This window comes from Stappia sp. TSB10GB4 (assembly GCF_900185745.1).
GTDB lineage: Bacteria > Pseudomonadota > Alphaproteobacteria > Rhizobiales > Stappiaceae > Stappia.
Genome location: NZ_FYAV01000036.1, coordinates 23,465 through 46,898, shown reverse-complemented (window position 1 = coordinate 46,898; position 23,434 = coordinate 23,465). Strand labels below are relative to the sequence as shown.

Annotated in this window: 19 protein-coding genes; 12 read left to right on the top strand and 7 right to left on the bottom strand. The window is 68.3% G+C overall.

Going from position 1 to position 23,434, the window contains the following annotated elements; genetic code table 11:
• Nucleotides 1-88: 88 nt before the first annotated feature.
• The 3 genes from TSB10GB4_RS06565 to TSB10GB4_RS06555 form a co-directional block, all read right to left on the bottom strand.
• Complete coding sequence (locus TSB10GB4_RS06565; RefSeq protein WP_208984519.1) at nucleotides 89-700, bottom strand: YceI family protein; 612 nt, start codon at nucleotides 698-700, stop codon at nucleotides 89-91.
• A gap of 87 nt (nucleotides 701-787) precedes the next feature.
• Nucleotides 788-1,708 carry an ROK family protein gene (locus TSB10GB4_RS06560; protein ID WP_186395075.1) on the bottom strand — a complete coding sequence of 307 codons (921 nt, stop codon included), beginning with the start codon at nucleotides 1,706-1,708 and terminating at the stop codon, nucleotides 788-790.
• A gap of 163 nt (nucleotides 1,709-1,871) precedes the next feature.
• Nucleotides 1,872-2,957, bottom strand: a complete 1,086-nt coding sequence (locus TSB10GB4_RS06555; RefSeq protein ID WP_186395074.1) for an endonuclease/exonuclease/phosphatase family protein — start codon at nucleotides 2,955-2,957, stop codon at nucleotides 1,872-1,874.
• A gap of 273 nt (nucleotides 2,958-3,230) precedes the next feature.
• Between TSB10GB4_RS06555 and TSB10GB4_RS06550 the strand changes: the two genes are divergently transcribed.
• Together TSB10GB4_RS06550 and TSB10GB4_RS06545 are read left to right on the top strand one after the other, a co-directional pair.
• Nucleotides 3,231-4,184 carry a TAXI family TRAP transporter solute-binding subunit gene (locus TSB10GB4_RS06550; protein WP_186395073.1) on the top strand — a complete coding sequence of 318 codons (954 nt, stop codon included), beginning with the start codon at nucleotides 3,231-3,233 and terminating at the stop codon, nucleotides 4,182-4,184.
• Nucleotides 4,185-4,315: 131 nt separating this feature from the next.
• Nucleotides 4,316-6,073 carry a TRAP transporter fused permease subunit gene (locus TSB10GB4_RS06545; RefSeq protein ID WP_186395072.1) on the top strand — a complete coding sequence of 586 codons (1,758 nt, stop codon included), beginning with the start codon at nucleotides 4,316-4,318 and terminating at the stop codon, nucleotides 6,071-6,073.
• Between the two features lie 25 nt (nucleotides 6,074-6,098).
• Here TSB10GB4_RS06545 and TSB10GB4_RS06540 read toward each other — a convergent pair whose 3' ends face one another.
• Nucleotides 6,099-7,370: an acetylornithine deacetylase/succinyl-diaminopimelate desuccinylase family protein gene (locus TSB10GB4_RS06540; protein ID WP_186395071.1), complete on the bottom strand. Its 1,272-nt coding sequence runs from the start codon at nucleotides 7,368-7,370 to the stop codon at nucleotides 6,099-6,101.
• A gap of 140 nt (nucleotides 7,371-7,510) precedes the next feature.
• Between TSB10GB4_RS06540 and TSB10GB4_RS06535 the strand changes: the two genes are divergently transcribed.
• On the top strand, nucleotides 7,511-8,455 hold the full coding sequence (locus tag TSB10GB4_RS06535) for a DUF6030 family protein (protein ID WP_186395070.1): 945 nt from the start codon (nucleotides 7,511-7,513) through the stop codon (nucleotides 8,453-8,455).
• Between the two features lie 8 nt (nucleotides 8,456-8,463).
• Here TSB10GB4_RS06535 and TSB10GB4_RS06530 read toward each other — a convergent pair whose 3' ends face one another.
• Entirely contained in the window at nucleotides 8,464-9,390 is a 927-nt protein-coding gene (locus tag TSB10GB4_RS06530) for a pirin family protein (RefSeq protein ID WP_186395069.1), read from the bottom strand.
• Between the two features lie 260 nt (nucleotides 9,391-9,650).
• Here TSB10GB4_RS06530 and TSB10GB4_RS06525 point away from each other — a divergent pair, with 260 nt between their 5' ends.
• Nucleotides 9,651-11,204 (top strand): alkaline phosphatase family protein, encoded by a 1,554-nt coding sequence (locus TSB10GB4_RS06525; protein WP_186395068.1) that lies wholly within the window; start codon nucleotides 9,651-9,653, stop codon nucleotides 11,202-11,204.
• Between the two features lie 10 nt (nucleotides 11,205-11,214).
• Here the strand turns inward: TSB10GB4_RS06525 and TSB10GB4_RS06520 are convergent, their stop codons facing one another.
• Nucleotides 11,215-12,252 (bottom strand): LysR family transcriptional regulator, encoded by a 1,038-nt coding sequence (locus tag TSB10GB4_RS06520; protein WP_186395067.1) that lies wholly within the window; start codon nucleotides 12,250-12,252, stop codon nucleotides 11,215-11,217.
• Nucleotides 12,253-12,429: 177 nt separating this feature from the next.
• Between TSB10GB4_RS06520 and TSB10GB4_RS06515 the strand changes: the two genes are divergently transcribed.
• Entirely contained in the window at nucleotides 12,430-12,888 is a 459-nt protein-coding gene (locus TSB10GB4_RS06515) for a (2Fe-2S)-binding protein (RefSeq protein ID WP_186395066.1), read from the top strand.
• Nucleotides 12,889-12,892: 4 nt separating this feature from the next.
• A complete protein-coding gene (locus TSB10GB4_RS06510) occupies nucleotides 12,893-15,115 on the top strand; it encodes a xanthine dehydrogenase family protein molybdopterin-binding subunit (protein WP_186395065.1) in 2,223 nt (740 codons plus the stop codon).
• A gap of 101 nt (nucleotides 15,116-15,216) precedes the next feature.
• Here TSB10GB4_RS06510 and TSB10GB4_RS06505 read toward each other — a convergent pair whose 3' ends face one another.
• Nucleotides 15,217-15,519, bottom strand: coding sequence for a hypothetical protein (locus TSB10GB4_RS06505; protein ID WP_186395064.1), 303 nt, complete (start codon nucleotides 15,517-15,519; stop codon nucleotides 15,217-15,219).
• Between the two features lie 249 nt (nucleotides 15,520-15,768).
• Here TSB10GB4_RS06505 and TSB10GB4_RS06500 point away from each other — a divergent pair, with 249 nt between their 5' ends.
• From TSB10GB4_RS06500 to TSB10GB4_RS06475, 6 genes are all read left to right on the top strand, one after another.
• Nucleotides 15,769-16,917, top strand: a complete 1,149-nt coding sequence (locus TSB10GB4_RS06500; protein WP_186395063.1) for an iron-containing alcohol dehydrogenase — start codon at nucleotides 15,769-15,771, stop codon at nucleotides 16,915-16,917.
• Between the two features lie 101 nt (nucleotides 16,918-17,018).
• A complete protein-coding gene (locus TSB10GB4_RS06495; RefSeq protein WP_186395062.1) occupies nucleotides 17,019-17,972 on the top strand; it encodes a LysR family transcriptional regulator in 954 nt (317 codons plus the stop codon).
• Between the two features lie 153 nt (nucleotides 17,973-18,125).
• On the top strand, nucleotides 18,126-19,385 hold the full coding sequence (locus TSB10GB4_RS06490) for a sarcosine oxidase subunit beta family protein (RefSeq protein WP_186395061.1): 1,260 nt from the start codon (nucleotides 18,126-18,128) through the stop codon (nucleotides 19,383-19,385).
• Between the two features lie 14 nt (nucleotides 19,386-19,399).
• Nucleotides 19,400-19,693 (top strand): sarcosine oxidase subunit delta, encoded by a 294-nt coding sequence (locus TSB10GB4_RS06485; protein ID WP_186395060.1) that lies wholly within the window; start codon nucleotides 19,400-19,402, stop codon nucleotides 19,691-19,693.
• The gene (locus TSB10GB4_RS06480) at nucleotides 19,690-22,680 is read left to right on the top strand and encodes a sarcosine oxidase subunit alpha family protein (RefSeq protein WP_186395059.1); all 2,991 of its coding nucleotides are present in this window, start codon (nucleotides 19,690-19,692) and stop codon (nucleotides 22,678-22,680) included. Before TSB10GB4_RS06485 ends, TSB10GB4_RS06480 begins: the two co-directional genes overlap by 4 nt.
• Complete coding sequence (locus TSB10GB4_RS06475; RefSeq protein WP_186395058.1) at nucleotides 22,673-23,314, top strand: sarcosine oxidase subunit gamma; 642 nt, start codon at nucleotides 22,673-22,675, stop codon at nucleotides 23,312-23,314. The genes TSB10GB4_RS06480 and TSB10GB4_RS06475 overlap by 8 nt, the downstream gene beginning before the upstream one ends.
• Nucleotides 23,315-23,434: the final 120 nt, after the last annotated feature.

The following is a 23,434-nucleotide window of genomic DNA, read 5'->3' as shown; positions in this document are numbered from 1 at the left end:
GTCTTCGCTATCCATTCAGAGCGCCGGCTCACATCAAAGTCGTTGGGACGAGTGGAGAATTCCACGGCACACCTGGCCGGCCGCGGCTCTATTGCCGGACAGCTTCAAGGTCGATGCGGATGTCTACCTCGTCGCCGACGAAGCCGTTCTCGACCGCATAAATCATGCCGAAGTCGGAGCGGCGCAAAACCGTTCTGGCGCTGATGCCGACAACATGGGTGTCGCCGAACGGGTAGGGGCCGATCTTGTTGAGCGTGACATTGAGCGTCACCGGCCGGGTCACGCCCCGCAGGGTGAGGTCGCCGATGACGGTCCCGGTCGCCTCGGTCTCGGCGCGCGCGTCCGTCATCCGGAAGGTGATGCGCGGATGCGCGTCCGCGCTCAGGAAGTCGTCGGAGCGCAGGTGTCCGTCGCGCCGCTCGTCGTTGGAAAAGACGCTTGCCGTCTCGATGGCGACCGACAGGTCGGAGAGTTCCCGCGTGTTCTCGTCATAGGTGAAGCTGCCCTCGCCCTTGAGGAACAGGCCCCAGGTCGGCGCGTAACCGATATGCATGGCGTTAAAGACGATGGAGAAGTGGCTCGGATCGATGACATAGGTTCGCGGTTCGGCCCGGGCGGGCAGGGCTGCGGTCAGGGCTGCGGTCAGGGCTGCAAATGCGACAGCGCAAGCGGCGATGCGGGCAGGCTTGAACAGGGACACGTGCGGCCTCCTCCCTTGTGGTCCTGCCGGATCATATAGGCGCGCGGCCGACAACAGCGAGGGCAAGGGCGAACGGATCTTGCCGGCTCAGGCGTTCCACAGCCAGGCGGCGCCGCGAACGCCGGAACTGTCGCCATGCACCGCCTTGCGGATCGGTACGTCATACTGGTCGGAGAAGACGTGCCGGCCGATTTCCCGCGGCAGCAGGTCGTAAAGTTCCTCGATATTCGACATGCCGCCACCGAGCACGAAGACATCCGGGTCAAGGATATTGGCGACCATCGCCATCGCACGCGCCAGTCGCGACGCGTAGCGGTCGAGAGTGGCGGCCGCGGCGGCCTCGCCGGCGCGTGCCCGTTCGATGATCTCGTGACCCGTCAGCTTCACTCCGCTCGCCTGCTCATGGTCCCACTGGAAGCCCGTGCCTGAGCACCACCGGTCGATGGTGCCGCGCTTGCCGGTCCAGCAGTCGGGACCGGGAAACTCCTCGTCGGTCATCCAGGGCACCGGGATGTTGCCCCATTCGCCGCCGATGCCGTTGCGGCCGCGATGCGCCCGTCCGTCGATGGCGATCCCTGAGCCGCAGCCGGTGCCGATGATGATCGCATGCACCACATGCGCGCCCTTGCCGGCGCCGTCGGTGGCCTCCGAGACCGCCAGGCAGTTGGCGTCGTTCTCGATGCGAACGGGCCGTGCCAGCGCCGCTTCCAGGTCGCGGTCGAGCGGCATGCCGTTCATCCAGGTGGAATTGGCGTTCTTGACGAGGCCGGTCGCCGGCGACAGCGAACCGGGGATGCCGAGCCCGATGGTGCCCCTCCGGCCCGTTGCCGCCTCGGCGGCTTCGACCAGCCCGACGACGGCACGGATGCAGCCGTCATAGTCGTCGCGCGGCGTCGGCACGCGCAGGCGAAAACGCTCCGAACCGTCCGCCTCCAGCGCGATGATCTCCATCTTGGTCCCGCCCCAGTCGATGCCGAGGCGAAGTGGCGCGGTGTGCGGATCTGTCATGAAGGCTGTCCGGTCGCGGGTGTGTGGGGCACGGCGGGACTTTCGCCCCGCCCGAGTCGCGCCGCGATCATAGCAAGGTGGGACCCGTGCGCCCAAGGTGGCGTCTGGCACCGGCTGCGCCGGGGAACGTGTTCCGTGCTCGGGCCGGCGCCCCGGCGCAGCCTCAGCCGGTCAGGGCGGCAGGTTCCTTCAGCGAGAAGCGGGCGACAACCTGGCCATGATCGGAGGCGTCGCGGTTTTCGCGTACGCCGGGAGCGCTGCTGTCGACCAGGTGGTCGTTGAATACCTGCACATAGTCGAGATCGCCGAGGGCGGCGCGGTTGCGATAGTAGAATTCCTGGCTGAAGAAGATGTGGTCGAGCGTGCCGTATGCGCCGTTGTAGATGTGGGTCGTCATATCGCCGTGCTCGCTGCGGCGCAGGTGCACGCGCGCCGCATGGTAGAGTTCCACGTCCCAGAAGGCGCGCTTGACCGCCATGTCGCGTTCGTTGCGCCAGGGCGCCTCGCCGGCAACGACTTGGGTGGTCACAGCGTCGGTTTCGTCATTGAGATCGCCGACGACGAAGACCGGGCGGCTGTTGTCGCGCATGGCGCGCAGAAGCTCCCGGCGCAGGGCGAGTGCCTCGCCCGCCCGCAGCACCTGCGATGCGATCTCGCCGCTGGCACGCTCGAGGAACAGAAGGTTGGCCGCATCCGCCGCAGGCGATCCCTCCGGCAGGAGCGGTCGCTTCGACTTGAGGTGGGTATTGAAGAGCAGTGCCGGCACCCCGTCCGCAAGGGCGATCTCGACGATGGCGATCGGTCGGCTCGTTGCGGTCAGACGGTAGGAAAAGCCCAGTTCCCTGCCGAGTTCGATGGGGTCGGCCGAGAGGTCCTGCAGCCGGCGGTGCGCCAACGGAACGGTACGGCCGAGATAGCCGAGCCCGGGGCTCGGATCGTCCGGCCGGGATTTGTCATTGGGAAAGTGGAGCACGCTGGCAAACGGCGGCTGGGAAAGACCACGCACCGCGACCAGGGCGGCATGGCGCTCGGCGACCGCCTGCAGCGCCTCGGCATGGAACACCTCCTGAAGGCAGACATGGTCGGCGTCGAGCCGAACGAGTTGCTCGGCCAGCCACTCGACCTTGCGCGCGAAGGCGGCGCGGGAATAGCGATTCCAACTGCCGTCCGGTTTGCGGTAGTAGTTGGTCTCCGGATTGACCAGATTGCGCGCATTGAGCGTGGCGACCGAGAAGCGCGTGCGGGCCATTTAGCACCTCCTGATTGCGCGGGCGGACCTTCGCACTTTGAGCGGGCGCTGCCGCTGCGTCAATGGCAGAGGTAGGCTTGCGCAGGCCATGTCGACAAACGATCCCCGCCCCGGGTTTGGGGTGCGCACTCCTGTCATTTTCCGCGATTTCAGGGATGCATGGCGCGCGCGGGCGGACTAATCTCTGCCTCCCGATCCGCTTGCCGGCCCGGTCGCCTTGTCGCAGGCGCCCCGCCCGAAAACACTGCAACAAACAATCCCCTGGGAGGATACATGACGATCTGGAGCAAACTCGCCATTGCCGGCCTTGCCGCGCTCGTGCCGCTGTCCGCGTCCGCCGAGACGCGGGTGACCTACAAGTCGGCCTCCGCCGGCACGTCCTACTACCAGATGGGCGTGCAGATCGCCGAGGCGATCAAGGCCGGTACCGATGGCGGCATCATCGTCACGCTGGAGGAGAGCCAGGGTTCGGTGCAGAACGTGATGGAAGCGGCGGTGCGCCCCGGCAACTACGTCTTCACCACGCCTCCGGGCCTCGTCGGCCAGGCGCAGGGCGCCAAGGGACCGTTCGACGGCAAGGGCAATCCGAAGTTCGATGAGATCCGTGCGCTCTTTCCGATCCCCTCGCTGACCATGCATTTCGTCATGTCGGCGGACAGCGGCGTCACCGACTTCGCCGGCATGGAAGGCAAGAGCATCCTGATCGGCAAGGGTACGTTCGGCGCCACGGAAGGCGCCAAGTATCTCGAACTCTTCGGCCTCAAGGACAAGGTCAAACTGGCCGACGTGGAACTGTCCAACGCTGGTGCTGCGCTCAAGAACGGCCAGATCGACGGCTTCGTCACGGCCAGTTCCTGGCCGGCGCCGAATGTCATCGAGGCGGCGGCCGGCACCGGCGTCACGCTGCTGTCCCTGTCCGACGAGCAGGTCGCCGAGACCAAGCGGACGAAAACGGTGATCCCGGCCGGCACCTATGCGGGCCAGGACCAGGACGTCGTCACCACCTCGCTGGACGTGGTCGCCTACACGACCACCGCGATGGACGACGATACCGCCTATCAGTTGACCAAGACCTTCTGGGAGCAGAAGGAGAAGATGAGCGCCGACGCGCCGTGGTGGGCGGGTGTGACGACGGATATGCTGGCCAGCATTTCCGGCAAGATCCATCCGGGCGCGCAGCGCTATTACGCAGAACAGGGCGTGGCCCTGACCGACGCGCAGAAATAAGGCGCAGGCGGCCGCCATACGCTCGGCTGGCCTTTGGCACGGTTGCGGCCCGGACACCCGTCCGGGCCGATGGTTTTTGATCCTGCCGCACCGTTTTCGGCGCGGTCGGGCAGTTCACCAGGACGGCGTTCATGTCTCTTTCGGCCCGGCTGTTCTGGGCAGCGCTCGGTGCGCTGTCCATCGGCTTTCACCTGTGGCTGGTCTTCACCGGCCTGGTGCCCAATCTCGTCAGCCGGCCGTTGCACATGGCGCTTGCCGTCCCCTTTGTCTTCGTGCTGATGGCGCGCACCCCGTTCCAGCGCTGGACAGGCCTGCCGCTGGCAGTCATCGGCGTTGCCGCCTGCCTGTGGGTTGCGTGGAACCATCGCGCGCTTGGCGATCAGTACGGCTTCCTCGTAGACAACGGCCAGTTCGCGATTGCCCTGGTCCTGCTTGGCGTCACGCTGGAGATGGCCCGCCGGGCCATCGGCTGGCCGCTGCCGCTGGTGGCGGCCCTCGCGCTCGCCTATGCGGTCTGGGGCGAGGCCATCCCCGGCGAGTTCGGCCATCCGGGCCTGCCGCTGGCGAGCCTGTTCAGCACGCTGACGATCGCGGAAGGCGCCCTGTGGGGCAAGCTCACAGGGGTCTCCGTCTCGGTCGTCGCCATCTTCGTCATCTTTGGCGCGGTGCTGAATGCCGGCGAGGCGGGGCAGGGCTTCATGAATGTCGCGGCCGCCGCCGCCGGCCGCCTGCGCGGCGGCGCGGCCAAGGTCTCGGTGATTTCCTCCGCGCTGTTCGGCTCGATTTCGGGCTCGGCCTCGGCCAATGTCGCCTCCACCGGCGCCATCACCCTGCCGGCGATGACCCGGCTCGGCTATCCGCGTTCGCTCGCCGGGGCGGTCGAGGCGGTTGCCTCCTCCGGCGGCCAGATCATGCCGCCTTTGATGGGCGCGGGCGCCTTCGTGATGGTCGAACTGACCGGCACGCCCTATTCGGACATCATGATGGCCGCGCTGCTGCCGGCCGGCCTTTATTTTCTCGCGGTGTGGGTCGGTATCGACGCCTTCTCCTTCCGCCATGTGCTGAAGGGGATCGCGCCGGAGGACCGACCGGCTCTGCGCGCGGTCGTCATCACCTCGGCCTTCTTCCTCGTGCCGTTCTCGGTCCTGCTGTGGGGCATGTTCGGCCTCAAGGTGACGCCGCAATATGCCGCCTCGCTGGCGATCCTCACTGGTGCGCTGCTCTTGGCGTTTGATGCCCGCCTCAGCTTCGACGCACGCCGCACCTTGCTGCGGTTGGAGGAAGCGGCGGTGAATTCCGGCCGGCAGATCGCCACCATCGCGGCGATCATCCTGTGCGCCTCGATCATCATCGGCGTGCTCGGGCTGACCGGCCTCGGGGTCAAGATCACCTCGCTGATCCTGTCCGGCTCCGGCGGCTTGTTGTGGCCGGCGCTGCTGCTCACCGCGCTCGCCTGCCTGATCCTCGGCATGGAGGTGCCGACCACGGCGGCCTATGTCATCTGCGTCTCGGTCGCCGGACCCGCGCTCACCGCGCTCGGCGTGCCGGTGCTGCAGGCGCATCTCTTCGTGTTCTGGTACGCGCTGCTGTCGACCATCACGCCGCCGGTCTGCGGCGCGGTCTTCATCGCCGCCGGCATGGTCGGGGAGAACTGGCTGAAGGTCGCGGCCTCGGCGATGGCGCTCGGCCTCGGGCTCTATCTCGTGCCGCTAGGCATGATCGCCAATCCGGACCTGATCGCGCTGGCGGCGGAGCCGGCCATGGCGCTGCTTGCGGCGCTCAAGGTCGGCGCGGCCCTCTCCGCCATCTCCTTCGGCGTCATCGCCCCGCTCAATCCGCTGTTGCGGGCCGGCCTCGTCGCCGGCGGCGGCGTGCTGCTCTTCGTCTGACCCTGCAGGGCCGGCCGGATCGCCCTCAGCGGGTCCGTCCCAGCAGCGCCATCGTCGCCTGCGCCATCACCTTGGCGCTGTCGACCATGTCGTCGATGCCGACGAACTCGTCCGGCCGATGGGCCATGTCGAGAATGCCGGGGCCATAGGCGATGCAGTCGTGCAGGTGGCCGATGCGGGCGATGTGCTTCTGGTCGTAGGAACCGGGCGAGATGACATAGTCCGGGTTCTTCGCCAGCACCTCGCGAATGCCATCGGCCACCGCCCGCACCACCGGCGCGTCGCGGTCGGTCATGGTCGGGATCACCTCCATCAGGTCGCGGATGCGGTAGTCGAAGTTCCGGCGGGTGCGGGCGAGATCGTCGAGGATCGACATGACCTCGTCCTTCACCTCGTCGAGGCTCTCCTCGATCAGGTAACGCCGGTCGATCACCATGCGGCAACTGTCGGGCACGCAAGGCGAAGGCAATCCATCGAAGCCTTCCGGCTGGCCGCCATGGACGGAGTTGATGTTCAGCGTCGAGGAGCGCGCGCCCTCCGGCACCACCGGCATGTCCGTGTGCTTGGCCGCGAGCTTGGGAAACAGCTCGCTCTCGAACCGGTCGAGCACCGCCCCCATGTGGCGCACGGCGCAGTCGCCCAGGAACGGCATCGACCCGTGCGCGATGGAGCCCTTGGTCTCGATCTCCGCCCACCACACGCCGCGATGGCCGAGGCAGATGCGGTCCTTGTTCAACGGCTCGGGGATGATCACGTGGTCGACGCGCGGCTTGGAGAACATGCCGAGCCGGGCGAGATAGGCAACGCCGCCGAAGCCGCCGGACTCCTCGTCCACCGTGCCGGAAATCTCGATGGCGCCGGGAAAGTCCGGCATCGCCTCCAGCAAGGCCTCCACGGCGATGATCGAGGCGGCGAGCCCGCCCTTCATGTCGCAGGCGCCCCGTCCATAGACCTTGCCGTCCTTCACCTCGCCGCCGAAGGGATCGAAGGTCCAGCCGTGGCCGGCCTCCACCACGTCGATATGCGAGTTGAAATGCACGCAAGGACCCGGCCGGCGTCCCTCGATACGGGCCACCACATTGGTGCGCGGATAGCGGGCGCTGTCGCCGGGCGTGTCCTCTCCCCGGATGTAGCGCACCTGGAAGCCGCGCCGCGCCAGCCGGTTGCCGATCAACTCGGCACAGGGCGTATAGGCCTCGCCCGGCGGGTTGATCGTCGGAATGCGGATGAGATCCCGGGTCAGTGCGACGACATCGTCCCGCTTGTCCTCGACACGTCTAAAAAGCGCCTCCAGCATGTGGTCTCCCGTGTTAGGACATGAAATGCGCGACCGGTGACGTCAGACGGGCATGGTGCCCCAGGCAGAACCCGGTTTCCAGCGCATCCGCGGTGCATATCCTGCGGGTTTTCCGGGCAGTTTGCCCGGCGGGAGCGGCAATGGCGAAAGACGCGGCGTCACGCGGTGGGGCCCAGCCGGGAAAATCGATCCTGCCCGCGCTCGTGCGCGAGGCACAGGGGCCGGGCGCGCCCGTGCTTGCCGCCATGAACCGTCGCCGGCTCACCGTCAGGGTGCTGATTCTGTTGGCAATCGCCAGCGGCATCCTGGCTTCGGCGCTGGTCTTCCTGCGACCGCCGGTGGAGCAGGCGTCGCCCCCGGCCGAGGTCGTCCTGTCCGACCCTTTCGCGAACCTTGCCCCGACGGCGCGCGCCCACCTTCTCAATGAGGTGCCGGATGCAGGGCTGGAGCGCGCCGCCGCGTTCAAGCGGGTCTTCGGCGGCGATCCGGCCGACCTGTGCGAGGCGATCTCCGCCCTCGGCGTGCCGATGTCGGAGTGGCGGCTCGACCCCTTCGTGGCCGGCTTCTGGTATTGCGTCAGCGATCTGGCGATCATCGGGCGCGCGGGGCCGGACGGCGCCCGGTCGTCGCTCTTCGTCAATCTGCGCGGCCAGTCGGAAGGCACGCTCAACACCGTGCGGATCAAGCTCAACGGCGACAACCCGCAAACCGCGCCGGCCGCCCGTGCCGCCCTGCTGCGGGTGCTGGAGGCGGTGGGCGCGCGTTACGGCTGGCCCTGGCCGACGGCCTTCCGGGCCGCCATCGAACGGGGACAGCCGGTGGATCTGGAGCAGTTCGGCATGCGGCTCAGGGTATTGCCGGAGGATCCTGGGCTGACCGACGACGATGCCGCGGTCATTCGCTTCAACGTCATTCTCGACTTTCCGGTCGTCGATCTTGTCGCCCCGGCGGAGCTGTTTGCGCCCTTCTCCTGGGAGGCTGCGCCGGCGCGTCGCCGCAACCGACCGGTCGGCGGGGCAACCCTGCGCGCCCCGCCATCGGGCGACATCATCTTCAGCAGCCCGGATGACGACGAGGCCAGATGACGACGAGGTCAGCGGCCGGGTAGGGGAATGAACTCGTCCGCGTCGCCCGGCACCGTGTCGAAGCGCATCTGCCTCCAGTCTTCCTTGGCCTGGTCGATGCGCTCCTTCGAGGAGGAGACGAAGTTCCACCAGATGTGGCGCGGCCCGTCCATCGGCTCGCCGCCGAGCACCAGGAAGCGCGCCGGCACACTGCCCGTCGCCCGCACGGTGATGGCGTCTCCGGGCCTGAAGACCAGCAACTGACCGTCCTCGAAGCTCTCGCCGGCGATTTCCACCGTTCCGCCGACGGTGTAGAGCGCCCGCTCCTCGTGGCCGGCATCGATCGGCATTGATCGGCCCGGCTCCAGCGTCACGTCGGCATAGATCGTTTCGGAGGCCGTCTTCACCGGCGAGCGGGCGCCGAACATCTCGCCGGCGATGACCCGCACGTTGATGCCGTGGTCCTCCAGGAAGGGCAGCGCCTCGCGCCCGACATGCTCGAAGGCCGGGTCGGCCTCCTCCGCGTGTTTCGGCAGCGCCACCCAGCTCTGGATGCCGAACAGCGTGCGCTTGTGGCCCTTCATCTGCGGGTCTTCGCGCTCGGAATGGACGATGCCGCGCCCGGCGGTCATCCAGTTGAGTTCGCCCGGACGGATGGCAAGGTCCGAGCCGAGACTGTCGCGATGGTGGATCTCGCCCTCGAACAGATAAGTCACCGTGGCGAGGCCGATATGCGGATGCGGCCGGACATCGATCCCGCCGGTCTCCAGGAACTCGGCCGGGCCCATCTGATCGAAGAAGATGAAGGGGCCGACCATCTGCCGCTTCGGCGAGGGGAGGGCGCGCCGCACCTCGAAGCCGCCAATGTCGCGGGCACGCGGGACGATCACGGTGTCGATGAGATCGCAGGCACCGGCATCGCCGGGCGCGGGGTCGAGATCGGGCATCCAGGTCATTGGCGGGTCTCCCTCTGGCGGACTTGCCCCTCGCAGGGCAAAGCGGCTGGTCACGGACAGGCGGCACGCTGCATCGGGCTTGCGTCGTTCCTCTGTCATCCGCTACCAACATAATGCGCCGTCGCCGGCGTTGGGGCAAATGCCGGGCGACGCTCTGTTTCCCGCGCCAGACCGGTTTCCGGTCTTTGCGGGGTCGTCTCCGCTTGAAGTCTCTCCCATCAGGTCGCCAGACCGCTGCCGCCTTTCAGGTTCCCGCCGCCATGCTCAACGTTCTCCTCATCACCGCCGACCAGTGGCGCGGCGATTGCCTCGGCCTCGCCGGGCATCCCGTCGTGCGCACGCCCAATATCGACGCCCTGGCGCGGGAGGCGGTGTATTTCTCCCGCCACTATTGCCAGGCGGCGCCTTGCGCGCCGGCCCGCGCCAGCCTCTACACCGGCCTCTATCAGATGACCAACCGGGTGGTGCGCAACGGCACGCCGCTCGACGCGCGGCACGACACCATCGCGCTTGCCGCCCGCCGCGCCGGCTACGATCCGACCCTGTTCGGCTATACCGACCAGTCCGTCGATCCGCGCACGGTCACCGGCGACGATCCCTGGCTGCGGACCTATGAGGGCATCCTGCCGGGCATGAGCGTGCGGGTGCGCGTGCCGGAGGATCACGGCCCCTGGCTGTCCTGGCTGGCGTCTCGCGGGCACGAGCTGCCCGATCCGCCGCAGGACATGTGGCTTCCGGTTGGCGGGCCCGCCGATCCGCCCTCGGGCCGCCCGGTCCGCTATTCGGCCGAGGAGACCGAGACCGCGTTCCTGGTCGAGGAGTTCCTGCGCTGGCTCGGCGAGGTGGAGAGCGCGCCGCCGGCTCGCGCCAAGGCCGGCGGCCGGCCCTGGTTCGCGCATCTCAGCTTCATTCGCCCGCATCCGCCCTTCATCGTGCCGGAGCCCTATGCCTCCATGTACGATCCCGCAGAGGGACCGGCCTTTCGCGGCGCCGCGACTCCCGACGAGGCCGCTCGCCTCCATCCCTTCCTCGACTATGCGATCGGCCAGCAGGAAAAGTCGGATTTCGTCTGGGGCGCGCGGGGCAAGGTGCGCGACTGGGACGAGGCCGTCCGCCGACAGATGCGCGCCACCTATTGGGGCATGGTCTCGGAGGTCGATGCCCAGATCGGCCGCCTCGTCGCCGAACTGAAGGCGCGCGGCGAGTGGGACAACACGCTGGTCGTGCTCACTGCCGACCACGGCGAGATGATGGGCGACCACCAGCTCTTCTCCAAGCTCGGCTTCTACGATCAGGCCTATCACATCCCGCTGATCGTCCGCGATCCGCGCAAGACTGCCGGCCATGGCCGCACGGTCGAGGCCTTCACCGAGTCCGTCGACATCATGCCGACGGTGCTGGAGGCGATCGGCGCGGATTGCCCGCCCTGGCTCGATGGGGCGCCGCTGACCGCCTTCCTGGAGGGCGGTACGCCGGCTGACTGGCGCGATGCGGCGCATTGGGAGTATGATTTCCGCGAGGTTGCGACCGGCGAGGCGCAGACCGCGCTCGGCCTGCCGCTCGATGCCTGTGTGATGAGCGTCATTCGCGACGCGGATGTGAAATACGTCCACTTCGCCGGCCTGCCGCCGCTGCTCTTCGACCTTGCCGCCGATCCGCACGAGACCCGCAATGTCGCCGAGGACCCGGCCTATGCCTCGCTGCGACTGCGCTATGCGGAGAAGATGCTGTCCTGGCGCGCCCGCCATCTCGACCGGCGGCTGACCGGTATCGAGTTGACCGAGAACGGGCCGGTCGACGCACGCAAGCCCTGATGCGGGCGGCTCAGGCGGAGGCGGGCATTCGCTCGTCCTCTGCCGGCTGCTCCTGTACCGCCGCCGTGTCCGCTGCCGGGATGTTCGCCCGGCAGGGGCCGAGCAGCGTCTGGCAGATCGGCCAGCGATCGGTGTCGTCGAAGGTCGTTACCTCGCGCACCACGTCTGCCACGGTCTCGCGCAGCCAGCGATGCGCCGGCTCGGCGTCGTCGCGCCCGTGCCAGATCAGCGACACGGTGAAGTCGTCCAGTTCTACCGGCGGCTCGAAGATCTCCAGGTCCAGCATCTCCGCCTTGGCCAGCGCGATGCGCGCCGGCAGGCAGGCGACGAGATCGGCCTTGGCGACCGCATAGGGCGCCATGATGAATTGCGGCAGCGTCAGGAACACCCGCCGCGACAGTCCGCGATTGGCCAGTTCCCGGTCCAGCGTGCCGCCGGTTCCGCTGCGCGGCGTCACCAGCACGTGTTCTGCCGCCACGAACTGTTCCAGGGTCGGCCCCTGCGGCCCGAAGCGCCCGCGCCGCGCGACCCCCACCAGCCGGTCCGAATAGAGCGGCATCGCCCGGTGGCGCGCCTCCAACTCGCCGGCAACGCCGATGGCCATGTCGATCTCGCCATCGTCCAGCATCGGCGTCATGCCGGCGGGGCGGGAGTTCTTGATATGCAGGTCGAGCTTCGGCGCGGCATTGCGGAACCGCAGGATCAGCGATTCCAGCAGCACCGCCATCGAATTGTCGGTCATCGCGATGCGCACCGACCGGTCGAGGTTGCAGGGCTCGAAGTCGAGCGCCGGCGCGATCGCCTCCTCGATCCGCCGCAGCGCCTCCGACACCGGGATCGCCAGCGACTGCGCCCTTGCGGTCGGCTCCATGCCTCTTCCTGAGCGCACGAACAGCTCGTCGTCGAACAGCGCGCGAAGCCGCGACAGCGCGTTCGACATGGCCGGTTGCGATAGGCCGATGCGGCGCGCGGCGCGTGTGACGTTGCGCTCGCTCATGAGCGCGTCGAACGCCACCAGCAGGTTGAGGTCGACCGAGGATATATTCATCTCGTCAATGTTCCCGGATATCCAAAATCAATTGGACGATAGGTAGATCGTGACCCACTTAAGGTCGCGTAGCAATCGCGCAAGTCCCGTCTCCCGGCTTTTGCGTTCTTCGGGCGGAAGAAGGCAGGGAGACGGGACTTGCGCGATCCAGCCAATCCCGTTCATCAGGAGGGACGGATGATCCGTTTGAACATCAATGGCCAGGATCGCGAGATCGATGTCGATCCCGATACGCCGCTGCTCTGGGTCCTGCGCGACGAACTCGGTATGACCGGCACCAAATACGGCTGCGGCATTGCCGCCTGCGGCGCCTGCACCATCCATCTCGACGGCATGGCCGTCCGCTCCTGCCAGACCATGGCGAGCGATGCGGAAGGGATGGCCATCGTCACCATCGAGGGTGTCGACGGCAAGGCCGCCAAGGCCGTCCAGGCTGCCTGGCGCGAGCTGGAGGTGCCGCAATGCGGCTACTGTCAGTCGGGGCAGATCCTCGCCGCCACCGCGCTTCTGGCCGAGACGCCGAAGCCGTCCGACGAGGACATCGACATGGCGATGAGCGGCAATGTCTGTCGCTGTGCCACCTACACCCGTATCCGCGCGGCGATCCATCGCGCTGCCGAGACGATGGAGGGCTGAGCTCATGTTCCATGTCATGAAGCGCATGCAGGACGCCGCCGCGCGTCCCACCCGCCGCAACTTCCTGAAAATGTCGGCGGTCGCCGCCGGCGGTCTCGTCGTCGGGTCCCACCTGACGCTTCCGGGTGTGGCCCGGGCAAACGGTACCGCCACCGAAGATGCCTTCACGCCCTTCATCCGCATCTCGCCGGAGGGCATCGTCACGGTGCTCAACAAGCATCTCGACATGGGCCAGGGCAATGCCACGGGCCTTGCGACGCTCGTCGCCGAGGAGCTTGATGCGGCCCCCGAGCAGATGCGGGCCGAGTTCGCCCCCGCCGATACCGAGCGCTACAAGAACCTCGCCTTCGGCATGCAGGGCACCGGCGGTTCGACCGCCATCGCCAATTCGTTCGAGCAGTATCGCAAGGCCGGCGCCACGGCCCGCGCCATGCTGGTCACCGCCGCTGCGAAGGCCTGGGGCGTTCCGGCTGCCGAGATCTCCGTCTCCGGCGGCACCCTGTCGCATGCTTCCGGCAGGTCCGGCACGTTTGGCGAGTTCGCCGAAGCCGCAGCGAAGATGGAGGCTCCGGCCGAGGTGACGCTGAAGTCGCCCGACCAGTGGGTCTATATCGGCAAGTCCTTCCCGCGGCTCGATGTGCCGAACAAGACGGTCGGCGCGCCGAACACCTACGGCATGGACGTCCAGCGCGAGAACATGCTGGTCGCCGTGCTCAACCGTCCGCTGGCTTTCGGAGCGAAGGTGAAGTCCTTCAACGCGGAGGCTGCCAAGGCGGTAAAGGGCGTCGTCGATGTCATCGAGGTGCCGGGCCACGGCGTTGCGGTGCTCGCCACCTCCACCTGGCCGGCGATCAAGGCCAGCGAGGCGCTGGAGATCGAGTGGGACGAGGCGGGCGCCGAAACCCGCTCCAGCGATGCCCTGTTCGCCGAATTCCGCGAATTGGCGGAGACGTCGGGGCCTGTGTTCCGCGACGACGGCGATGCGGAGGCCGCGATTGCCGGTGCCGCGACGGTGGTCGAACAGGTCTTCGAGTTTCCGTATCTCGCCCATGGCATGATGGAGCCGATGGTGCTCACCATCCATGTCGAGGGCGACCGGGCAACGCTTTGGTATCCTTCGCAGTTCCAGACGGTCGACCAGCAGACGGCCGCTGCTGTCCTCGGTATCGCGCCGGAGAATGTCACCATCCACACGCTCTATGGCGGCGGTTCGTTCGGCCGGCGCACCACGCCGGATGCCCGTCATATCGTCGAGGCGGCGACCATCGCCAAGCTCTGGGGCAAGTCTCAGCCGATCAAGCTGATCTACACCCGCGAGGACGACACGCGCGCCGGCTACTACCGGCCGATGGGTGTCCACAAGGTGCGCGCGGGGCTGGATGCGGACGGCAATCTCGTCGGCTGGCATCACCGCATCGTTCAGCAGTCGCTGATGTCCGGCACCTTCTTCGAGCAGTTCATGGTGCATGACGGCATCGATGAGACCTCGGTCGAGGGGGTCAAGGATGCCAGCTACGCGATCCCGGCCTTCCATGCCGAGTTGCACTCGCCAAAGGTCGGCGTGCCGGTGCTGTGGTGGCGCTCGGTCGGCCACACCCAGACGGGCTATGTGGTCGAGGCGATGATGGACAAGGCGGCGCGCGCTGCCGGCGTCGATCCGCTCGAGTTCCGCCGCCGGCATCTAGCGCAACCATCCGGCATTGCCGAGCGCGACAAGGACAATGCCCGCAAGCTCGGCGTCCTGGAAAAGGTCGCGGAAATGTCCGGCTGGTCGGGGTCTGAGAACGGCGACCGCTTCCGGGGCATTGCCGTGCATAAGTCGTTCAACACCTATGTGGCCGAGGTCGCGGAGGTCAGCCGCCGCGACGATGGAACCTTCAGGATCGAGAACGTCTGGTGCGCGGTCGACTGCGGCGTTGCGGTCAACCCGGACAACGTCAAGGCCCAGATGGAAGGCGGCATCGGCTACGGCCTTGCGGCGGTCCTGTTCAGCGAGATCACCCTGACCGACGGTCATGTCGATCAGCTGAACTTCGACACCTACCGTCCGCTGCGCATCGAGGAGATGCCGAAGGTCGAGGTCGAGGTGCTTGCTTCCGCCGAGGCTCCGTCGGGCGCCGGCGAGCCGGGCACCCCGCCGGTCGGCCCGGCCGTGGCAAACGCGATTCTCGCCGCCACCGGCGAACTGCCGGCGGTGCTGCCGCTGACCAAGGCCGGCCTCGCCTGAGGCCGATCGCCTCGGATCCGACATGAACGAACGGGCCGGCGCGCTTTCCTCGTGCCGGCCCGTCTTGCTGCATCTTGCTGCGCGGAGGCTTTCGCCCGGTCTCAAGGACAGGGGGCGCCGAGTTCGATCTCGTAGGTCATCTTGCCGACGCCCTGCGGCGGCACCGGCTTCAGATAGACCGTCAGATCGCACTCCTGGGTTCTCACTTGCCATTCGCGCGCGCCGTCCGCGCGCGTGCCGGTGTTGGCGACATGGCCTATCGGCGCCTGGCGCAGGGCATCGGCGACCGCCGCGCTGGACAGGATGGTGCCGATCTGCTCGGCGCTGTCGTAAAAACCCGACACTGCCGCCTGTGCGGGCGCGGCGGCGAGTGTCAGGGCGAAGGCGGTGGCGAGGAATTTCATGGCTCGGCATCCTGAAATGGCATGTCCGACGATGCGACCAGCATCGCCAACTTCCCAGTCCTATCTTGTCAGCCATATGCGGTCCATCGTTCCGACACGGCTCCAGGCCGCGCCGACATGCCGCGCCCGAGATAATCTCATTGGCCGATGGCTTTTTTGCATTTCCGCCGAAGGCCCTCTCGGCCCTAGCATTTTTCCGGTCCAGTCCGCTCGCGCGTTGGGTGCGGGGCCCGAACCGGGGAGGGGAGATTGCAGCCTTTCACCACCAACCAGGTGCCGCGCATCGTTGCCGGGCCGGGGCGCAGCGCCGAGATCGGCGCCATCGTCGCCGAGCTTGCCGGCCCGGGCGCCTGCGTTCTGCTGGTCGCCGACAACGGCCTGACCGGCATCGGTCTCACCTCCCGCATCGCCGGTTTTCTCAAGGATGGCGGCCACCGGGTCGTCACCCATGACGCGATCCTCAGCGACCCGAAGGAGCCGGCCGTCGCCGAGGCGGTGCGGATCGCCCGCCAGGAGGGGGCCGGTGCCGTCGTCTGTCTCGGCGGCGGCTCGGCGCTCGATGCCGGCAAGCTCGTCGCCGCGATGATCGGCGCCCACGGCAACCTCGAGGACTACCGGCTTGCCGCCGCCGCGCTACCGGTGGCGCGCGTGCCGCTGGTCTGTGTGCCGACCACCGCCGGCACCGGCTCGGAGGCAACCGCCGTTTCCGTCATCTCGGATGCCGGCGGCACCAAATACTGGTACTGGGCGCCGGCGCTGAAGCCCGATGTCGCCCTGCTCGACGCGCGCCTGACCATCGGCCTGCCGCCGCAGCTCACCGCGGCCTGCGGCGTCGACGCCATCGTCCATGCCATGGAGGCGGCGACGGGCCGGGCCGCCTTCACTGAGAATTCCCGCATCTGCCACGAGGCGATCCGTCTCGCCACGGCCAATATCGACCGCGCCGTCGCCGAGCCGAACGACCTGGAGGCGCGCGGCGCCATGTTGCTGGCCGCCACTTGGGCCGGCATCGGCATCGACAATGCCGGCACCGGCCTGGCCCACAACATCGCCCATGCGCTGGCAAGCCTCGTGCCGATCCATCACGGCCGCGCCGTCGCCATCGGCATGGCCGCCTCGCTCGGCTGGTCGATGGAGGGGGAGGAGGAGGCTTATACGGAGGTCGCCCGCGCCTTCGGCTGTGCCCATTACGGCGAGCTGCCGATGGCGTTTTCCGGCCTTGTTCGCCGCCTCGGCATTCGCCTGTCGCTGGCCGCCGACATCAATCGTCTGCCGCCGGAGCGTCTTGCTGCCCGCATGGCCGCGCCCGAGAACGCGCCGATGCGCAATGCCAGCCGCCGCCTCGTTACCGACGATGACCTGCTGCTGCTGGCCGAGCGCGCGCTCGGCTTCGGTTGACCATCCGGGGAGGAATGCGGATGAACCCTTTGCAGGCGCCCGCCGCCGTCGTAGCCTTTGCCGAGCGGCGGGACGATGCACGCCGCCCGGGATCCGCAAGCATGACCACAAGCCCGATCGACCGCCGCCGGCTGCCGCTCAATTCGCTGCGCGCCTTCGAGGCCGCCGCACGCCAGATGAGCTTCACCCGTGCGGCCGAAAGCCTCGGCGTCACCCAGAGCGCCATCAGCCGCCATATCCTGAACCTGGAGGAGGTGATCGGCGCCCAACTGTTCGAGCGGCGGGGCTCCTCGCTGGCGCTCACCGCGGCCGGACAGGACCTCATCGCCAATGTCACTCCGGCGCTCGACCGGCTGCAGGCCGGGCTCAACGCCATCTGCGAGATCGATCGCGGCGGCACCCTGCGCCTTGCCCTGCCGCCGTCCTTCGCCATCCGCATGGCCGCGCCGATCATCGAGACCTGCCGGGCGCAAGGCGGCGTCGCCATCGAGATCGACACGCCCTACGTGCTGGAAAGCCTCGACAGCACGGTGCACGATGCGGCCGTTGTTTTCTCCCGCCCGCGCGTCACCGATCAGGTGATGGACCTGTTGTGGATGGAGGAACTCACCCTCCTGTGCCGGCCGGACATGGCGCCGCGCCTGCGCGAAGACGGGATCGCGGCAGCGCTCGCCCGCGAGACCGTCATCCACATCCGCAACGAGGCCGGCCGCCACACCGCCTGGGTGGAACTGCTGCGCGCTGCCGGCGTTGCGGCGACCTTGCCGCAAGGGATCGTCTTTGACACCGCCCACATGGCGCTGGATTTCGCCGCGCGCGAGGGCGGGCTGGTCGCCGCCGACCGCCGGCTTGCCGCGCGCGATATCGCGGAAGGGCGCCTTGCCGCTCCGCTCGCCGTCACCGCCGCCTCCGGCTTCGGCTATTTCATGCTGTTCCGCCCGGACGACCTGCAGCGCGAGGCGGTGCAGATCTTCCGCCGGCGGATGTTGACCGAGTTCGCGCCCTCGCTGGAGCGCCTGCCCTCGGAGGCCGAGCGGGCGCAAGGGGCTGCCTGACCGCCGGTTCCCGGCGCGGGTCGCAAATGCGACAGCGCCGGGACGGATTTCAGCCATTGGGCCTTTGTCGCCGGCAGGTTAGGCTGGCATCCACCCTCCGTTTCCGACCGGACCCGCCTACCAGGCCCTCTCAGCAGGAAGGACCTCTCGCCCTTGCAGAAATATTCGGCCCTCTCGCTGCTGCGCAACGCCCTGTCGGGACATCGCGACTGGCAGCCCGCCTGGCGCAAGCCCGATCCCAAGCCCGCCTATGACGCCATCATCGTCGGCGGCGGCGGTCATGGGCTTTCGACCGCCTATTATCTTGCCAAGGAACACGGCCTCACCAATATCGCCGTGCTGGAAAAGGGCTGGCTCGGCTCCGGCAATATCGGCCGCAACACCACCATCGTGCGATCGAACTACATGCTTCCGGGCAACAACCGCTTCTACGAGTGGTCGATGAAGCTGTGGGAGGGCCTGTCGCTCGACCTCAACTACAACGTGATGTTCTCCCAGCGCGGCGTTCTCAACCTGGCGCACACCCCGTCCCAGCTCGACGACTACGCCCGGCGCGGCAATTCCATGCGGCTGGAGGGCATCGACGCCGAACTGCTCGGCCGCGAGGAGGTGGCGCGCAGGGTGCCCGGCCTCGACATGTCGCCGACAGCCCGCTTTCCGGTGCTCGGCGGCCTGCTGCAGCCGCGCGCCGGCACCGCCCGCCACGACGCGGTCGCCTGGGGCTATGCGCGGGCGGCAGACGCGCGCGGCGTCGACATCATCGAGAATTGCGAGGTCACGGGCTTCCTGCGCGAGGGCGGGCGGATCGTCGGCGTCGAGACGACGCGCGGCGAGATCCGCGCGCCCAAGGTCGGCGTCGCCGTCGCCGGCAGCACTTCGCAGGTGCTGCGTCTTGCCGGCATCGAACGCCTGCCGATCGAAAGCCACGTGCTACAGGCCTTCGTCTCCGAGCCGGTCAAGCCGATCCTCGACTGCGTCGTCACCTTCGGCGCCGGCCACCTCTACATTTCCCAGTCCGACAAGGGCGGACTGGTCTTCGGCGGCGACATCGACAAGTACAATTCCTACGCCCAGCGGGGCAATCTGCCGGTGGTCGAGCACGTCATGTCGGAGGTCAGCGTGATGCTGCCTTTCGTCTCGCGGCTGCGGCTGCTGCGCAACTGGGGCGGCATCATGGACATGAGCATGGACGGCAGCCCGATCATCACCACCGGTCCGCTGCCCGGTCTCTACCTCAATGCCGGCTGGTGCTACGGCGGCTTCAAGGCAACGCCCGCCTCCGGCTGGTGCTTCGCCTGGACCATGGCCAAGGACGAGCCGCACCCGCTCAACGCCCCCTTCACGCTCGACCGGTTCCAGCGCGGCTACGTCCTCGACGAGCGCGGCGCCGGCCCCTACCCGAAGATGCACTGAGAGGACGCCCGCCCATGCGCATCCATTGTCCCTGCTGCGGGCCGCGCGGCGTCGCCGAGTTCTCCTATGGCGGCGACGGCACGATCCGGCGGCCGGATCTCTCCGTGACCGACACCGCCGCCCATGTCGCCTATGTCTTCGAGCGGGAAAACCCGCGCGGCCCCCATGTCGAGCTGTGGCACCATATCGGCGGCTGCCGCCACTGGCTGCTGGTGACGCGCGACACGCTGACCCACGAGATCAGCAGCGTCGAGATGGCCGGGCGCTTTGCCGGCGAGGCCGCGCGCATGTGGGGAGCGGGCGCATGAGCGGCTACCGGCTTCCCCAGGGCGGCAGCCATCTCGACCGCTCGCGGCCGCTCGCCTACCGCTTCGACGGCGAGCCGATGCAGGGCTTTGCCGGCGACACGCTGGCCTCCGCGCTGCTCGCCTCCGGCCGGGTGCTGGTCGGCCGCAGCTTCAAGTACCACCGCCCGCGCGGCGTCATGGGTGCAGGCCCGGAAGAGGCCAACGCGCTGGTCGAGCTGCGCGACGGCGCCCGGCAGGAGCCCAACACCCGCGCCACAATGACCGAGCTCTATGGCGGGCTGGAAGCGGCCAGCCAGAACCGCTGGCCGTCGCTCTCCTTCGACATGATGGCGGTCAACGACCTGCTTTCGCCGCTGTTTTCCGCCGGTTTCTACTACAAGACCTTCATGGGAACCGGTCAGGCGACTTGGCATTTCTGCGAGCGCTTCATCCGCAAGGCGGCGGGCCTCGGCCGCGGCACCCATCTTGCCGATCCCGACCGCTACGAGAAGACCAACGCCTTTTGCGACGTGCTGGTGGTCGGTGCCGGACCCGCCGGCCTGATGGCCGCGCGCGCAGCGACCGCCGCCGGCCTGCGCGTCATCCTGGCCGACGAGAATGCGCGAGCCGGTGGCCGTCTTTTCGAGGACGGCGTGCATCTCGACGGACTGGCGCCGGCCGACTGGATCGACGGCGCCTTGCGCGAGATCGAGGCGGGCGGCGGCCGCATCCTGCCGCGCACCAGCGTCTACGGCTACTTCGACGGCAACGTGCTCGGCGCGGTCGAGCGGGTCGCCGACCACAAGCGCAAGCCGGCGCCCTTCGAGCCGCGCCAGCGCCACTGGACCATCCACGCCCGTCATGTGGTGCTGGCGACCGGCGCCATCGAGCGGCCGCTGGTCTTTTCCGGCAACGACGCGCCCGGCGTCATGCTGGCCTCGGCCGGCCTTGCCCATGCGACGCGCTACGGCGTTGCCGTCGGCGCGTCCGTGGTGGTCTTCGCCAACAATGACGGCGGCGCGCGCACGGCGATCCGACTTGCCGATCTCGGCATGTCGATCAAGGCGGTGGTCGATCCGCGCCGCGAGATCGATCCGGCCCTTGCCGCGGCGCTCGGCGCGCGCGGCATTCGCCTCGAAACCGGCGCGGTCGTTGCCGCGACACGGGGACGCAAGGCCTTGGCCGGCATCGATATTCGCGGCTTCGACCCTGTCTCCGGAGCGCTCGGCGCCAATGTGATGCAGCCCGGCTGCGACGCGCTTCTCGTTTCCGGCGGCTGGACGCCGAGCGTGCATCTGGCGAGCCAGGCCGGCAGTGCGCCGGTCTTTAGCGAGGCGCTGCAGTCCTTCGTGCCGGGAGCCGCCCGCGAGGCCTGGACGGCGGCAGGTGCCTGCGCCGGCACGCTCGACCTTGCCGGCTGCCTTGCCGCGGGCCTCGAAGCCGGCCGGACGGCGGCGAGCACCTGCGGAAAAACGGCGGAAACTGGCGGAATTTCGCTGCCCGCGCTGTCGGGGCAGGTGGCCGGAGCCGAGCTGCCGTTCCCGCTCTTCGACGTGCCGGCGACCGGCCGGGGCAAGCGCTTCGTCGACTTCCAGCACGACGTCACGGCGGACGACGTGGAGCTTGCCAATCGCGAGGGCTTTCGCTCGGTCGAGCACCTGAAGCGCTACACGACGCTCGGCATGGCCGCCGATCAGGGCAAGACCTCCAATGTCAACGCCATCGCCCTGATGGCTCGGGCGCGGGGCTTGAGTGCGCCTGAGGTCGGCACGACCCGCTTCCGCATGCCCTGGACGGCGGTGACCATCGGCGCGCTGGCCGGCCGCGAGACCGGCCACCACTTCGCGCCGGTGCGCCGCACGCCCTTGCACGACTGGCACGTGGCGAAGGGCGCGGAGATGATGACGGCGGGCCTGTGGATGCGCCCGCGCGCCTATATCGGGCCGGGCGAAACTTTACGCGATGCCTATATCCGCGAGGCGACGGCCGTGCGCCAGAGAGTTGGCATCGTTGACGTTTCGACGCTGGGCAAGATCGATGTGCAGGGCCCGGACGCCGGCGAATTCCTCAACCGGCTCTACACCGGGGGCTTTGCCAAGCTGCCGGTCGGCAAGGCGCGCTACGGCGTCATGCTGCGCGAGGACGGCATCATGTTCGACGACGGAACCGCCTGGCGGCTGGCGCCGAACCGCTTCCTCGTGACCACCACGACGGCCAATGCCGGCGCGGTGCTGGCCCATATGGAGCACTATCTGGAAGTGGTCTGGCCGGACCTGCGCGTCCATGTGACCTCGGTGACCGACCGCTTCGCCGGCATGGCGGTGGCCGGGCCGCAGGCGCGCAAGGTGCTGCAGGCCGCGCTCGAGGAGGGCGACGTCTCGACCGAGGCCTGCCCGCATATGGGGATCGTGCGCGGGCGCATCGCCGGGGCGCCGGTGATGATCGCGCGGCTGTCGTTTTCGGGCGAACTGGCCTACGAGGTCTATTGCGACTGGCCGGCCGGCCTTGCCGTCTGGGAAGCGCTGATCGGGGCCGGAAAATCCAATGGAATCATGCCCTACGGTATGGAGGCGCTCGGCACGCTGCGCATCGAGAAGGGGCATATAACCGGCGCTGAAATGGACGGGCGGACGACGCTGGCCGATGTTGGGCTTGGCGGCATGGCGTCGCGGAAGAAGCCGTATGTCGGCTCGACGATGACGCAGCGGCCGGCCTTCGTCGACCCGGACCGGCCGGTTCTGGTCGGGCTGGTGTCGCGGGATGGGCAGGCGATCCGTTCGGGGAGCCACTTGACCCTGCCCGGCGGAGGGGCGAGTCTGGGCCATGTCACCGCAGTGACCTGGTCGCCGGCGCTTGGCGCCAACATCGCGCTCGCCTTCCTGTCCCGTGGCCGCGACCGCCACGGCGAGGTGCTGGAGGCGGCCTTCCCGCTGAAGGACGAGCGGGTGGCGGTGACCGTCGCCGATCCCTGCTTCTATGACCCCGACGGGAGCCGAATGCATGTCTGACGTCAGCAACGAGCAACCCCGAACCGAGCCCCAAACGACGGTCGCAAGACCGGTGGTCGGCCGGCTGGTGCCGGGAGAGGTGGCGGGCGCGGAGCCCCCGGCGCTGACCCTGAGGGAGCTTTCCACTGGGGCGCTTCTGGAGGTCGGCGCATGGCCTAACCATCTGGAAAAAGTAACGAAAACCCTCTCGGATCTGGCCGGAACGACCCTGCCGGGACGGCCCGGCCGCTTCACCGAAAGCCCGTCCGCGCTGGTCTGCTGGATCGCCTTCGGCCGGTTCATCTATCTCGGCGCGGAGGCCGGAGAGACGGGCCGCGTCGACGGCGCGCTCGAGGCGGAAGACGCCGCCGTGGTCGATCTCGCCGGCGCCCGCCGGATCGTCCGGATCGAGGGCGAGGCGGCGTCCGAGGTGCTCAACAAGGCGGTCGCGATCGACTTCGACCCGGCCGCGTTTCCGGCCGGAGCGCTGGCGCAATCGGTGATCCACCAGATCCCGGCGGTGATTCTGCGCCGCAGCGAAACGGTGTTCGACGTGCTGGCGCCGTCGAGCCTCGCCGACGCGCTGATCGACTGGATGACCGACGCGGCGCTGGAATTCGGCTACCGGGTCGGCGAGCCGGGCACGGTGCTGTAACGGCCCGAAAACCGCAGAAAACCGCCGGAAATCGCGCGAAAAACCCTGCAACCCGTTGAGATTGCAGGGGTCTCAATTTTCGAGACGAATTTTGCGAAATTCCGTCTCAATTCGCCCGAT